The sequence below is a fragment of the Desulfobacula sp. genome, assembly GCF_030145145.1.
GTDB lineage: Bacteria > Desulfobacterota > Desulfobacteria > Desulfobacterales > Desulfobacteraceae > Desulfobacula.
Genome location: NZ_JAQYWD010000015.1, coordinates 23,580 through 37,973, shown reverse-complemented (window position 1 = coordinate 37,973; position 14,394 = coordinate 23,580). Strand labels below are relative to the sequence as shown.

Sequence of the window (14,394 nt, the reverse complement as noted above, 5' to 3'; positions counted from 1 at the left end):
ATCATAAGTATATTTTTTGATTATTATATTTTTGTCCCTTGACTCAAGCGGTGTTATATCGTGTTCTCAATTTCCTGATTAGACCATTATTTATGATGGTTACTTAATATATTTATTCGTTGTTATGAAGCGAATCAGAGCTAAAAATAGAAAATTATGATTAAAAAACTAAAAATTTTTTAATATATTAAAAATATTTTTAGTGTTTAGTTAATGTTTTTATGACAAATAATATTTTATTATATAAAATTTCTATATAAAAACGGTATGTTAAATTTGAAAACAGTATTTTATGTCTGTGATAAAATTTAGTATTGAAAAAAATATTTTTTCGATATATATAAAAAGCCAAGGAGAAACAAACCATGAGCATTTCAAAGAACAGTCCGTCCAGTCTTGTTGGGGGCCATATCCGTAAAATCCGGAACAACAAGCGAATTTCATTAGAAGAAATGAGAAATGGGACTGGGTTAAGCATTAGTTTTTTAAGTCAACTGGAAAACGGGAAAGCCAACATCTCTTTGGATAACATTAAAAAAATTGCTGATTTTTTAGATGTCCAAATGGCTCGTTTTTTTGAAGACGAAGCCGATGCAGCCCAACTTGGGGCTGTTACCCTCAGGGGGGATGGGATTAAGGTGACCCTCAACGACACGACTGCCTATTGTGAGTCCCTTATCCGAAAGGGAGGGGTTAACCTGCAGGCATCCCTCTATATCAGCCCACCGGGAGAAGGACGAAAAAATCCATTTTCACACAACGGAGAAGAGTTTGTTTATGTGTTGGAAGGTGAAATTTTATTTTATCTGAATGATGAAAAGTACCACCTGAAAGTCGGAGATTCCATGTATTACAGGGGTGAAGTCTTGCACAGTTTCTCCAATCCCACCCAATTTCAAAACAAAATTATTATTATTAATACCCCCCAGCATTGGGAGTCAAATACGTCAAAGAATGGATCTGCTGTGAAAATGATCAAATCACAAACGATTAAAAAGGAGAAATAATGCATCCATCAAATGCAACCTATGGTTTATGTACCTATCGATTTAAAGGAGCGGATTATGTCGGACTGGTTGTTAAAGATCACGTCTGGGAAATCAACCATGCTCTCAGATGCAGTGATGATAAGATGAAGGATTCCGAATTGCCGATAACCGAAATCAGTACAATGATGATTCTGCTTGAAAATTGGGGACAGCTGCTGCCCAAAATTCGTACGTCAGCTGCTTTTATATCTGAAAATGGTTTGCCGGGCAGCATGGCTGAGAACGACGTCGATTTCCTTTCACCCGTTCCCGCTCCAGGGAAAATGATAAATGTCGGACTCAATTTTTATGACCATGCGGAAGAGATGGGAATGAGCATTCCTGATGGATTCCAGCCGTCCTTTTTCTGGAAGGGAGATAAAAATTGTGTCATCGGCGCCAGCCAGAAAATCATCCCATCTTCCGAGTTTGTAGATTGGGAGGCAGAATTGGCAGTGGTTATGGGTCGAAAGGCCAAAAACGTCCCCGTGGAACAGGCAATGGACTATGTTGCCGGGTTTACGTGCCATAACGACATAACGGATCGACAATTGATGATGCTGCCTGATGGCCGATTGGATTTTTACAGTGGCAAATCAAGAGACACCTTTGGGCCCCTGGGACCGATGATTGTGCCCGTCGAAGCGGTGCCCCATCCTGACCGCCTCAGGATCAGATGCCTTCTCAACGGCGAGGTCATGCAGGATTCGGGTGCAGATCAGATGGTCTGGGGGCCGGCACAATGTATTTCTTATCTTTCAGGATGTACTACGCTGCTGCCAGGCGATGTGATCGCTTTGGGAACGGGTGCCGGCACTGGCTGGACCCAAGGCATATCTGTGGGGCCAGGAGAATTATCCAAAATTATTGAAAATATGCAAAATGGTGGCGGTATATTCTTACGGGCCGGAGATCGAATTACGGTAGATATTCCTGGTGTCGGTTTTTTGCAAAATGAGGTGGCCAACAATGAATCCTGATATTTTAACCCTTCAAAAAATAAATCCCATTATCAAAGAGACCGAAAGTTCCCCCATCCGGGACATGATGAAACGGATGGAAGAGACACCCGATTTGATCAACCTTGCATCGGGTGAGGCCAATTTTGACGCATCTCCGGAATTAATCGAAAACGCCGTGGAGGCCATGAAGACTGGCCGGAATCGATATACCTCCACGAATGGAACCCCGGAGATAAGGTCGGCCATTGCCTCTTTCCTTGACGTCCAGATGGGGGTAGCGGTTAATCCGGAGAATATTCTGCTCACCGTCGGGGGCATGGAAGCGATCTATCTTGCGACGCGATTGCTTATCAACCCGGGTGATACCGTTCTTCTGCCGGATCCCGGGTGGGGTATCATGAAACCGATAACCCAACGACTGGGTGCAAAAGTCCGTTTTTACCCGTTGAGTCGGAAAAAAAGCTGGCACATTAATGCTGAGCCTATATTAGAGCGGATAGATGACCAGTGCAAACTCATTGTCATTAACTCTCCATCAAATCCCACAGGTGCAACCATTACCAGAGAAGCGTATGCCGCCATCCTGGAAAAAGCACGCCGACACGGAACATTTATACTTTCCGATGAAGTTTACCATAATTATTTATACAGCGGCGAGCACGTGAGTGCCCTGAGTTTTGATGCCTTGGATCATGTTATCGTTGTCAACAGTTTTTCCAAGACATTTGCCGTCACAGGCTGGCGGCTGGGTTATGTTATCGCCCATCCTTGGGTGATCCGTCAAATGGGTGTTTACAAAGAAACCATTTCTTTATGTTCATACTCTGTCGGGCAGTGGGCCATGGCCCAATACCTGCCGAGATGCCAGCCCTATCTGGATGATGCCAGGAATCTGTGCCGCAGGAATATGGAAAAGATGGTGGAACGATTGAATGCCATCCCCGGTGTCAAGTGTCCTGTACCCCAGGGGGGAATTTATGTGTTTCCTGATTTCAGTGAGTTTGAACCTTCGGCGGATAAACTGTTTCAATGCCTTCTGGATAGTGGTGTGGCCGTGGTGCCCGGGCCATTTTTCGGGGTTCAGGGAGAAAGCCATGCGCGAATTATGTTTGCCGCTTCAGAAGAGATTATTGATCGGGGCTTGGATCGCATGGAGGCCGCATTAAATGCCTGATGTAAGGGAAACGAAAAAGAGAGACTCAAGCCGGGTTTTAATGATGGGTAACGAAGCGATTGCCCAAGGGGTGCTGGAAGGAGGGATTGCTTATGCCACCGGTTACCCTGGCAATCCTTCATCGGAAATTGTTGAGACACTCTTTAAATATAAACGCAGCCATAACGTATGCGTTGAGTGGGCCGTAAATGAAATTGTGGCCCTGGAAGCAGCAGCAGCCTTTTCCTTTGCCGGTCAACGTGCCGTTGTGACCATGAAACAAAATGGCATGAATGTCTGTGCTGATTTTTTAACCACCGTCTGTTTGAATAAACTGCCGGGGGCATTACTGGTAGTCGTTTGTGATGATCCTGGTCCATTAACCAGCAGCAATGAAGAGGATTCGCGACATTTTGCCAAAATAGCACAAATTCCTCTATTTGAGCCGTCCACGCCTCAGGAGGCCAAGGATATGGCTGTCGCTGCATTGAATCTTTCACAGAAATATGGTGTGCCATGCCTCTTGAGAGCCGTATCCCGTTTGTCACATGGCCGTGGTCCAGTGGTTACCGGTCCGGTTAAAAAAAATGCCACACCAGTCTATTTTGATATTGACAAACCAATGGTGGCACTTCCTTTTCTGGTAACTCAAAATCACAGCCGATTGCTGGGTGTCATGCAGGCGGTTTGTGCCGATTTTGAAACAGATGAATTTAACACCTATTCAGGCCCGGAAGACGCAACCACACTTGTTATTGCGTCAGGGCAGAGTGCGGTTTATGCCGATGAAGCCATCCATGTGCTCAATGCAGAGAATACGGTCGGTTTGTTAAAAATTGGAACGGTCTTTCCCCTTCCTTCCCAGCTGATTATTAAACATCTTGCACATGCTAAGGACGTTGTTTTTGCCGAAGAAGTGGATCCATTTCTGGAAGAAGCTGTCAAGGTTGTTTATGCTGAAAATCAATTCGTTCTCAATACGACCCGGTTCTTTGGAAAGCGAAACGGATGGGTTCCGGGTGTCGGTGAAATGAACACGACGATTCTGGTGAAAACATTCAGTCGATTGCTTGGGAAAAAAGTGGCTGTAGAATCTGGAATTCCAGAAAAATTAAAGTCCCAGGCCCAGGCGATGTTGATTCCCCGTGAGCTTTCCTTTTGTCAGGGATGTCCCCATAGAGCATCGTTTTTTGCCATTAAAACAGCATTAAAACTGGATGACCGCCAGGGCTTCCTGGTGGGCGACATCGGATGTTATGGATTAGGTGCGGGCGCAACAGGATTTGAGCAGATCAAAGCCTTGCATTGCATGGGATCGGGAATGGGAAACCTCAATGGGTTCAGCCGGTTGGCAGCCCTGGGATTTGACCAGCCTGTGCTGGCAGCCGCAGGCGATTCTACATTTTTTCATGCCGGACTTCCTGCACTTGTTAATGCCGTTCATCACAAGATGAATGCTGTTTTTATTATCCTGGACAATTCAGTTACCGCCATGACCGGGTTCCAAATCAATCCGTCAACCCCTGACAATTTCCCCGGTGCTGAACAAACCGTGTCCATAGAAAAAACAGCCGAGGGCATCGGTGCTATCACATCGGTCATAGATCCGGTTGCAGATTTACAAAAGGCCATTGATGCGATTTTGAAAGCCCTGCGTTTGGAAAAAGGGGTTCATGTGATAGTGTTTCGACATCCATGCGCCACATACGCCATCAAAAAAATGCCGAATCCAGAGCCAAGTGTGGCCAGTATCGATTCTAAAAAATGCCTTGCAAAAACATGCGGATGTAACCAATTTTGTAGTCGAATATTGAATTGTCCGGCCATTTCTGTGGATGCGGCATCAGGGAAACCATGTGTTGAAGCGCAGCTATGCACCGGTTGTGGTTTGTGCGTCCAGGTCTGTCCGCAAAGTGCCATACGGTTAAAAAAAGCGGGAGATTTTGAAAAATGAAACAGTCAATAAATACGATCATTACAGGTGTTGGTGGACAGGGAAACGTTCTTGCTGCCAAACTCCTTGCCGCTGCTGCCCTGGCGGATGGGTGGGAGGTTTCTGTCGGCGATGTTTACGGTTTGTCCCAGCGCGGCGGTTCCGTTGCAAGCCATATTCGATGGAACCGTGACCGGATGATGCCACCCCTTGTACCCGAGGGAGACCTGGATTTTCTTCTGGCGTTTGAGCCCCTGGAAGCGTTGCGTATCATGACGCAATATGGGAATAAACATACGGTGGTGGTGGTCAACGATCACCCTGTCAATCCGGTCGGCGTTCAGGCGGGACGATTTCTTTACCCGGATGTTGAAGCGTTGTATCGTCTTTTGGAAAAAATGAGCAAAAAAGTATGGTGGGTCTCGGGTACAGACACGGCAAAATCGCTGGGCAACATACAATTTTTGAACACCATCATGCTGGGGACTTTTTTCGCCACAGGACAGTTGGGTATTCGTGCTGAATTGTTTGAAGATGCTATCCGTCAAACGGTTCCTGCAAGATATGCCCTGCCGAATATAGCGGCATTTTCCAGGGGAAAGGCGCTTTGTTCCAGGCAGTAACGAAACGGATTATCGATCGAGTGTGTCACGGTGCGTGTGTAAAGATGCAATTGATTGGAATATAACCCATTAATTTTATTTAAAAAGGAGCGTTCGAAATGAAAAAACATTTAGTCGGTACAATCATACTGTTATCATCACTTTTTTTGTTTGTCGTGTGTGCCAATGCTGCTGATAAACCCAGAGTGCTCAGTGCTGTGGGCCTGATACCCGTTGACAACATCAATATGAAACACATTTGGCAGTATAAGGAATGGGTTGAAAATGCATCCAAAGGGCAGTTAATCATCGATATCAAGGGTGCTGGAGAAGTCATACCCAGTGAAGAACAAATTTTTGCTCTGAGTAAGGGCCGTATTGATATGATTTTTTCCATGGGAGATGATATCTCTCAAATGACACCGCTGGGATCTGCAATGGTTTTAACCGGCATGCCGCCTTGGGAAGAAAAGGAAAAAGGGGTTTGGGATTTTTACCGGGAAATCATCAAGCGGGATTGTAATGCATACTGGGTTGGCCCGCTTTATACGGCACAATTTTTAACACTCACCACCAATGTCAAGGCCAAGAGCCCTGGGGATCTGAAGGGGAAAAAAATCAGGACCGGCGCATCCTATTTTGATTCAGTTAAAGCTGTCGGCGCCATCCCGGTCAGTGTTTCTTTAATGGAAATTTATACCGCCATGGAGCGCAATACAATTGACGGATTCACAATGGTACCGGTTGGCTATACGCAATTTGGATGGCATGAAGTGTCTAAATACTGGGTCGGCCCCAAGTTGTTGGAAGGGTCCACCCCGTCTTGTCCCCTCATCAATCAAGATGTCTGGGAATCCTTGTCTCCACAGGAGCAAAAATGGTTAACACAGCCCATCATCGACCATCTTGAAGAGATTTATGCCTATCACTTCTGGCTCTATAACGGCCAAAAATATGGTACGGGCGCCATGCTGACTTCGGGGATTGAACGAATTGAATGGAGCGAAAAAGACAATGAAGCGTTCAAGAAAACCTGGGATGACGCACTTTGGGGCTATGTGCAAAAAAACATGAACCCCGAAGATTTCAATCGATTTTCCAAACTGGTAGGGCATTCAAAGTAAATTAATTCGGAACCACTATAAACAGTGGGCTGGGTAAATACCAGCCCACTGCTGTTAGACCATATACCCGATCGACGGGGAGGTGTTGATTTTGAAAGGATTAAAAAAAATGGGAAAACTGTTTGATCATTTTCTCGACCTGTTGATGTTCCTCGCATGCATGATGCTGTCTGTTGCAATGTTGTTAGTGTGTCTGGATGTGTTTATGCGATATCTTTTTAATCAACCGATCATTTGGGCCATGGATATCTGTGAATTTATGCTTGTCGGGATCGTCAGCATGGGAATCGGGTGGTTGCTGAAAGAAAATTTTCACGTTCGAATGGATTTTATAGTTGATCGCCTGAACTTGAAAACCCGAGCTGCCGTTGAATTATTTGCATCTATTGTCTCGGTAATAACCGTATCAATTATTCTGTATTATGGCTTAATTGAAATCGCTGAACTCTGGCAGCGGAAGTATGCGGTTGAAACCGGAATCCTCCGGGTGCCAAAGGTAACGTTGCTCATTCCCATTGCTTTTGGTTTGATCCTTTTCGTTATCCAAATGTTACGCCAGATTGGTGACCATATAAAAGTATTGATAAAGCCGTTCGAATAAATTTTTAGATTCCGGTAACATGTTCTTAACAGGGATCGGTTTGATATATAGGGAGGATTTTGATCTTGGAGTGGTACTTTGTTCTTTTATTGATTTTTCTGAGTTTGATTTGTTTCATGTTAACGGGCATGCCTGTTTTCATGGCGTTTATGACTGTCAATGTTATCGGGGTTTTTCTATTCTGGGGCGGGGAATCGGGCCTGGGACAATTGATATTGACCATGAAAAACTCTGTGAAGAGTTTTGTACTGCTGCCCTTTCCTTTATTCATATTGCTGGGGGAAGTGTTGTTTCGGTCAGGAATGGCTGGACGCGCAATTGATGTGGTCGATACCTGGCTGGGAAGAGTTCCGGGACGGCTGGGTCTTCTCGGTGTTGGGGCAGGCGTGGTTTCTTCAACCCTGAGTGGTTCCGGTGTGGCCAGTACGGCGATGCTGGCGGCAACCTTAACCCCGGATATGGAAAAAAGAGGCTACAAAAAACCCATGAGTCTGGGGCCTATATTGGGTAGCGGTGGTATTGCCATGATTATTCCGCCCAGTGCGGATATCGTCCTGCTTGCCAGCCTGGCATCGCTTTCCGTGGGCAAACTGCTCATGGCGGGCGTATTTCCCGGTATTTTGATGGGACTGTTGTATGCGGGCTATATCATTATCCGGTGTTACCTGCAACCATCCATTGCGCCCCCCTATACCATCCCGCACATTCCCCTGGCAAAAAAGATCCGTATTACATTGATCAATGTTGTTCCGATTGCCATCATCATTTTTCTGGTCATCGGTGTGATCCTCATTGGGATCGCCACCCCTTCCGAGGCAGCGGCTTTAGGGGCGCTGGGGGCGTTTATTCTTGCGGCCTGCTATCGGAGTCTGACCTGGGAGGTGGTAAAGGTGTCCATCACCAATGCGACAAAAATAACCATTATGCTCTTGAGTATACTTCTCGGTGCCATGGCCTTTAGTCAGATTCTCGCCTATACCGGATGTGTCAAAGGCCTCATTGAATTCACCACAACCCTGCCGCTTCCACCGACGGCCATACTGGTCGGCATGCTTTTTACAGTACTTTTTCTGGGATGTTTTATGGATGAAATCGCTTTGATGATGATGATTCTCCCCATATACATGCCCATCGTCACAACCCTCGGCTTTGATCCTGTCTGGTTTGCGATTTTATTGTTGATTAATTTTGAAATGGCGTTAACGACACCGCCTTTTGGTATGATTCTTTTTGTGATGAAAGGATCTGCGCCACCAGATACCAAGATGACAGATATTTATAAGGCTGCCGTACCCTTTTTGATTTGTGACGCTGTGGCCATTGCCCTCATCATGATGTATCCAAAACTTGCATTGTGGTTGCCCCAGGTAATGAAATAAAAAAAACGCATCAGGAGAATGATTAAGATGAAAATTGAAGGGCCCAAAGAATTGACCAAATGGGTTCAAATGACCGATAAATGCTGTGGATGTGGGGCATGTATTAATTTGTGTCCCTATTTTAAACAGTATCTTGGAAACACGGTGCAAGTGTTTGAATGCGACCTTGAAACGGGTCGGTGCCATGCCTATTGTCCGAAAATTGAAGTTGACTACGCAGAATTATCCCAAAAGCTTCTTGGAAAGCCCTATCAGGGCCTTGAGATTGGTCAGTTTAAGGCGATTAAAGCAGCCAGGGCGGGTGGGGCCCTGCCGGAACAACCCTATCAGGGGGGGGGCACCGTAAGTGCGGTTATGGCGTTTGGCCTGGCATTCGATTATTTCGATGCAGCCGTTCTCACCGATAGCCTGAACGGCAGGCCAATGCCCCGAATTGTTACGCGTGTGGATGAGGTCCTGTCCTGTGCGGGTTCAAAATTCACGGCCGCACCAACCGTATCGGCATTGAATCAGGCTATTCACGAGGGGTATAGGAAGATAGGCATGGTGGGAACCCCCTGCCAAATGACTGCCATCGCCCAAATGAACTATAACCAGTTGGACATTGAAGCGATCAAACACAGTCAGATTTTTACCGTGGGATTGTTTTGTAACTGGGCGCTTTCACCCACCCGGTTTGTACCCTTTTTAGAAAAAAAATGTAATGGAAAAAATATAACGGGAATGGATATACCACCGCCGCCTGCGGATATGTTTGTTGTAAAAACCCCGGACGAAAAGATCGAAATTCCGTTAAAGGATATTCGGCCTTACATAGACCAGAGCTGTTTCAATTGTATAGATTTGACATCTGAATGGGCGGATATTTCAGTTGGAATGTTTGAAGGTCGGCCCGGTTGGAATACCCTCTTGATACGGTCAGACAAGGGGCTGGAAATGGTCGAAAAGGCCCGGGAATCAGGCTATCTTATTGTGGAGGATATGCCGGAAGATACCATTTCCCATTTAAAACAGGCCGCACGCAAGAAAAAACAAAGAGCATTGCGGGTAGCCAAAAAACAAAATGAATTGAATACTTCACCGGATAAGGGCCGTTCAAGCATCATTCTGCCGGATACGGTGATAGACCAGTTAATGAAATAATTCTTTCCAGACATCCGATGCCTGTATTTCCTGTACAGGTTTGATATTTTTTGAGAACTGATTTATAAGGGATGCGAGTCGAATATCGGTTTTAACTGGAGGTATACCATGGAATTAAATTTAACGAATAAAGTTGTAATGATTGCTGCCGCAAGCAAAGGCATGGGGTATGCGATTGCCCGGCAATGTGCGCGGGAAGGGGCCCAGGTATCAATGGCCAGCCGCTCAAAAAAGCAAATTGAAGCGGCTGCCGAAAGAATTCGTAAAGAAACCAGCAGTCATGTAACGCCTTTTGTATTTGATGCTGCCGATGGCGACAGCATTGAACGATGGACAGCAGATACGCTCAAAACATATGGGCGAATCAACGGATTGCTGGTGAATGCCGGCGGTCCACCCACTGGGTTGTTTGATCAGTTTGATGATAAAGACTGGCAGGCAGCCTTTGACCTGACGTTAATGAGTGCCGTGCGTATGATGCGGTCGGTTATTCCCTCTATGAAGCAACAAGGGGGAGGCTCAATCCTGACGATTACGTCATCTTCAGTAAAAGAACCCATTGATGTTTTAATCTTGTCAAATGTCATGCGTTCGGGCGTTACCAGTCTGGTGAAAAGTTTATCCCAACAATTGGCAAAAGACAAAATACGCGTTAACAATATTATTCCTGGATTTATTGATACGCAACGACTCTCTGCAATTGATGCTCAAGCGGCCAGTCAGTTCGGCATAACTCTCGAACAACGGCGTGAGCAGGTCGCCTCTACGATCCCCTGGAAACGCTATGGAAAACCAGAAGAATTTGCAAAAGCAGCTACTTTTTTATTGTCTGAAGCAGCGTCTTATATTACCGGGGTATCATTATCTGTCGATGGTGGTCGAATGAAAACCGTTTGGTAAAAAAATAAAGGTATGGATCGATCACACGCATAAATATCCTTTGCTTTTGCCTATTGGTGAGGTGCTGGGGCTTTTAACACGTCAAGCTGGAGACGGGTTTTGACCCTTTTTTTCTCTGGCTTTTCCACGGGAGCCACATCACCGACCGCTACCCGGCTTTCATCAAGGCCGGAAGTTGTGTTAAACTCTTTTTCAATGACTTTTGCCCGGCTTTGGGCCAGGCGCTGAAGGGATGCTTCCTCCAGGGGCTCCAACTTGACCAGCTCGTCAAAAAGGGCCTGGTAAAAGGCTGTATCCGGATTTGCCGGGTTAACTTCCCCGGCTGTCGCCTGTTTATAGCGGGCCTGAAATTCTGAGACCGCTTGGGGGCCGCTTCGTTTTTCCATAAGTTTTTCCAGCGCGAGATGGGCGTTTTCCGTATCGAAAACAAGGGGTCCTATTGCCTGGTCCGCAGGGATTTCCTGGCCCATTTGATCTGTAAACGCTTGTTTTACCCTTTCTGTCCGCAGGGTTTTGCCGTCAAGCTCAACGTCAAATCGGCCCAGCACCACCAACTTGAGCTGGGGACGATTTTTGAGGGCCTGTGCCACTTTTTGCAGCTTTTCTTGTTCTGGTGGCAGTAGTTGATGGCTGCCGGGATTGAAACTGATGACGTCAACCGTCTTGTTTTCCCCACCAAAGAGATTCCCCAGGGCCCGGAAAGGCGCGGTTACTGCCTTGGTGATCAGGTTGGCCACCGCCTGCCAGATCACATGCCCGTAACTGAATTTCGGGTCGTCCAGATTGCCGCTCACCGGTACGGCTATATTGATCTTTCCCTGGGTATCGGTCAGCAGGGCGATGGCAAGATCCAGGGGCAGGCTGACAGCATTCGGTGCCTCGACCCTTTCGCCCAGGGAGAATCGGTTCAATATCACGCTGTTCTCTCCGCGAAGCTCGCTGTTGTTAATTTTATATTCCAGGTTGAGATTAAGTGCACCGGACGATATTTTGCGTCCGGCAAAGGTTGCTGTGTATGGACTGAGTGACGTCATTTTTACATTTTGAAATGCTAGGTTGAGGTCTGTAAATGTTTTGGGGGCGAAGGGGAGCAGGCTCCCCTTCATCGTGGCACGTCCGAATTTGTCTACCCGGCCTTCAAATTGAACGGCGGATCGATTTTGTTGAGCAGAAGAGATACTGGAAATGCCGCCGTTTAAATCCGTCACCTGGGTGATAAAGGGAAGCATCAGACTGAGATCGCTGAAATCAACCGTCCCATTTTCCAATCGCATTGAATCGATGCGCACCGGGAAGCCGGCTTGATTTGATGATGCGGCCCGGGGATTTTTTTTTGAGCCGGCTGTAGACGGGGATTTGCTCAGTTTGGCGAGATTGAAACTGCGGTCTTTGAAAACCACCATTTTGGCCCCGGGCTCCATGAGTTTGAGCTCCCTGATGTTCAATTGATCTGGGGCGAGTCCGAACGTCATCCCTGAGGCGGACAACCGTTTCCATTCAAGGATACGTTCACCCGTGGCTGCCTCGTTCAATTTGAGGTCATCCACCATAACAGTGGCTTCAGCACGAACCTTTGGACCGGATTCGGCAGACTGATATGCCAGGTCTGCTGAGGCTGAGACATTGCCGGACTCAAGGGTAAGCGTTGTGAATTCAGCCACGGCCGGCTGAAGTGGCGTAAGGTTTAATTCGGTTATTTTGACCGTAGCATCGACAGCGTTACCGGTCTGGCCGAACTGGCCTTTGACATGGGCTTGGCCCCCCTGGAAGACCTTGAGGCCGGCATCAAAATAAATGGGCGTTTTTCCATCATTGCTGATGTTTTTCAGGGATGTGCGGATGTCCTGCAGGGTGTAATGGATATCGGGAGAAACGGTTTGATCCACCAGGGCCGTCTCAAAGCCGTTCAATTCAAATGAATCGAGACGGAAGGACCAGGGGTTTCCTTTGGCCCGGGCGTTTTCATCGGTTATGGCGATTTTGCGCTTCAGCATGCCGCGGTCAGCCGGGGCAAAGGCCTCGATAATATGAATTCGGCCTTTTTTGCCCCGAACAAGGTGGGCGCCGCCACCGGTTATTTCAATCAGCGGGATAGTGATGGCACGATTGCCAATGTCGATCCTGCCGTCCTCCAGGGCAAACCGGTCGAGCGTGATGAGGGGCGAATCGTTGCCTTCAGCCAAGAGAGCAACCGCGGTCAGTCTCACCTTGAGGCTTTCCAGGATTGTCCTGGCATTTTTACCGCCGATTTGTGCTGCCGCTTTCAGGGAAAGATTAAATTGGTCAACCCTGAGAGCCAGGGGATTGACACGGCTATTGTCCTTGTAATCCAGCGCGATATTTTCAATTGTCAGGGCATCGGCATTCAGTTTCCATGGCTGTGCATTGCTGGTTGGTGCCATGGCAACCGGAGCTGTTTTTTTTGATGGTTTTTTTGCCGTGACCAGGATTTGCCAGTTGAGCTCCCCTTTATTATCCACCAATGCAGCTACCCTGCCGTTGCTCACATGGGTTTTGGGAATTTTAATCAATTGTTTTTTTGAGTCGAAACCCATTTCGGAAAGTTTGATGGTCTCCAGGGACACCAGCGGTGTCTTCTGATGTTTCTCGATCAGTTTGAGCCCGTTTAATTCAAAATTTCCATGTTCCAAGACCAGGCAAGGCGTTTGTTCCAGGTGATCGAACCGGTAGGCGGTATTGAAATTGACATTGCCCTCTGGTTTGGACAAGTTGAGTTCGTCCTGGGCAAATTTCCACGCAGTGGCCAGCTTGAAATCGGTGATGCGCACATGCCCTTCAGAAAAAAGAGGGTGCAGGGATATTTTTCCGTTCCAGCCTATTGCACCGCCACCGGGAAGGGCGGCATGGATGGTGCATTGACCTCGCTGATCAGGCAACGTTGATATTTCTTTGAATTCAATATTGAGGGGGGCGAACGTCTCTGTCGCCGGGGTTGTATCGGCAAGGTCGCTGAAGGTAATGCTGCCGTCAACGATTTCGGCATGTTGAACCACAAGTCTTGGGGGGGGACTTTTTTCAGGGGGCGGTCCCTCGGATTTGGGCAGGCTGTCGGCCAGGGAAGCCAGATTCAGGTGTCCGTCCGGTTCAATGCTGATATGCACAGACGGCTGTTCCATAAGGATGTCAGCAAACGTCCAGGCCCGGCTGAAAAGGCTGGAAAGCTCGAAATCGACGAAAAGGCGTTTGACGTCGATAATGGGATGGCCATCCGGTTCTGTGAGAGAAAAATTTGTTGCATCCAGTGTGAAAAGAAACGGGTTGACCCGGACCTCTCCGATGGCGGCCTGGCGATTGAGCGTTTCTTTGCTGAAGCGGGTCACGTAGCTGGTGACCAGGTGGGGAGCCAGAACAAAACCGAGCATGGCGTAAAGCATAATTGCTGTAACCCCGGTCAACAGCCAGCGGTTTAAAAACAGCCGCCGCCAGGTCCTGGATGTTTTGTCAGGGATACCTTGATTGTTTTTTTTATCCGGCATGGTTTACCTTTCCCATAGTGCCCATCGGATGGAAATTCTGGACAGATATAGCGTGTTATCTCAATCTTTGGT

The 14,394-nt window shown here is 47.2% G+C and carries 11 protein-coding genes; 10 read left to right on the top strand and 1 reads right to left on the bottom strand.

Annotated features, from left to right (window positions below):
• Positions 1–365: 365 nt before the first annotated feature.
• The 10 genes from Q1Q15_RS10125 (at position 366) to Q1Q15_RS10080 (ending at position 10,825) form a co-directional block, all read left to right on the top strand.
• Positions 366–1,007 carry a cupin domain-containing protein gene (locus Q1Q15_RS10125; RefSeq protein ID WP_300459163.1) on the top strand — a complete coding sequence of 214 codons (642 nt, stop codon included), beginning with the start codon at positions 366–368 and terminating at the stop codon, positions 1,005–1,007.
• Positions 1,007–2,008 carry a fumarylacetoacetate hydrolase family protein gene (locus Q1Q15_RS10120; RefSeq protein WP_300459161.1) on the top strand — a complete coding sequence of 334 codons (1,002 nt, stop codon included), beginning with the start codon at positions 1,007–1,009 and terminating at the stop codon, positions 2,006–2,008. The genes Q1Q15_RS10125 and Q1Q15_RS10120 overlap by 1 nt, the downstream gene beginning before the upstream one ends.
• Entirely contained in the window at positions 1,998–3,164 is a 1,167-nt protein-coding gene (locus Q1Q15_RS10115) for a pyridoxal phosphate-dependent aminotransferase (RefSeq protein ID WP_300459159.1), read from the top strand. The genes Q1Q15_RS10120 and Q1Q15_RS10115 overlap by 11 nt, the downstream gene beginning before the upstream one ends.
• Positions 3,157–5,097: a thiamine pyrophosphate-dependent enzyme gene (locus Q1Q15_RS10110; protein WP_300459158.1), complete on the top strand. Its 1,941-nt coding sequence runs from the start codon at positions 3,157–3,159 to the stop codon at positions 5,095–5,097. Before Q1Q15_RS10115 ends, Q1Q15_RS10110 begins: the two co-directional genes overlap by 8 nt.
• A complete protein-coding gene (locus Q1Q15_RS10105; RefSeq protein WP_300459156.1) occupies positions 5,094–5,699 on the top strand; it encodes an indolepyruvate oxidoreductase subunit beta in 606 nt (201 codons plus the stop codon). Before Q1Q15_RS10110 ends, Q1Q15_RS10105 begins: the two co-directional genes overlap by 4 nt.
• A 98-nt stretch (positions 5,700–5,797) precedes the next feature.
• Positions 5,798–6,802 carry a TRAP transporter substrate-binding protein DctP gene (gene dctP, locus Q1Q15_RS10100; protein ID WP_300459154.1) on the top strand — a complete coding sequence of 335 codons (1,005 nt, stop codon included), beginning with the start codon at positions 5,798–5,800 and terminating at the stop codon, positions 6,800–6,802.
• A 91-nt stretch (positions 6,803–6,893) separates the two neighbouring features.
• On the top strand, positions 6,894–7,403 hold the full coding sequence (locus tag Q1Q15_RS10095) for a TRAP transporter small permease (RefSeq protein ID WP_300459152.1): 510 nt from the start codon (positions 6,894–6,896) through the stop codon (positions 7,401–7,403).
• A 65-nt stretch (positions 7,404–7,468) separates the two neighbouring features.
• A complete protein-coding gene (locus Q1Q15_RS10090; RefSeq protein ID WP_300459149.1) occupies positions 7,469–8,782 on the top strand; it encodes a TRAP transporter large permease subunit in 1,314 nt (437 codons plus the stop codon).
• A gap of 27 nt (positions 8,783–8,809) precedes the next feature.
• The gene (locus Q1Q15_RS10085) at positions 8,810–9,925 is read left to right on the top strand and encodes a Coenzyme F420 hydrogenase/dehydrogenase, beta subunit C-terminal domain (protein WP_300459146.1); all 1,116 of its coding nucleotides are present in this window, start codon (positions 8,810–8,812) and stop codon (positions 9,923–9,925) included.
• Between the two features lie 108 nt (positions 9,926–10,033).
• Positions 10,034–10,825 (top strand): SDR family oxidoreductase, encoded by a 792-nt coding sequence (locus Q1Q15_RS10080; RefSeq protein WP_300459145.1) that lies wholly within the window; start codon positions 10,034–10,036, stop codon positions 10,823–10,825.
• A 50-nt stretch (positions 10,826–10,875) separates the two neighbouring features.
• Here Q1Q15_RS10080 and Q1Q15_RS10075 read toward each other — a convergent pair whose 3' ends face one another.
• On the bottom strand, positions 10,876–14,322 hold the full coding sequence (locus Q1Q15_RS10075; protein ID WP_300459143.1) for a DUF748 domain-containing protein: 3,447 nt from the start codon (positions 14,320–14,322) through the stop codon (positions 10,876–10,878).
• Between the last annotated feature and the right edge of the window lie 72 nt (positions 14,323–14,394).

Coding starts and splice junctions, on each gene's coding strand:
- Q1Q15_RS10080 (WP_300459145.1), top strand. CDS start 10,034: ATGGAATTAAATTTAACGAATAAAGTTGTAATGATTGCTGCCGCAAGC.
- Q1Q15_RS10110 (WP_300459158.1), top strand. CDS start 3,157: ATGCCTGATGTAAGGGAAACGAAAAAGAGAGACTCAAGCCGGGTTTTA.
- Q1Q15_RS10120 (WP_300459161.1), top strand. CDS start 1,007: ATGCATCCATCAAATGCAACCTATGGTTTATGTACCTATCGATTTAAA.
- Q1Q15_RS10125 (WP_300459163.1), top strand. CDS start 366: ATGAGCATTTCAAAGAACAGTCCGTCCAGTCTTGTTGGGGGCCATATC.
- Q1Q15_RS10075 (WP_300459143.1), bottom strand. CDS start 14,322: ATGCCGGATAAAAAAAACAATCAAGGTATCCCTGACAAAACATCCAGG.
- Q1Q15_RS10085 (WP_300459146.1), top strand. CDS start 8,810: ATGAAAATTGAAGGGCCCAAAGAATTGACCAAATGGGTTCAAATGACC.
- Q1Q15_RS10105 (WP_300459156.1), top strand. CDS start 5,094: ATGAAACAGTCAATAAATACGATCATTACAGGTGTTGGTGGACAGGGA.
- Q1Q15_RS10115 (WP_300459159.1), top strand. CDS start 1,998: ATGAATCCTGATATTTTAACCCTTCAAAAAATAAATCCCATTATCAAA.
- dctP (WP_300459154.1), top strand. CDS start 5,798: ATGAAAAAACATTTAGTCGGTACAATCATACTGTTATCATCACTTTTT.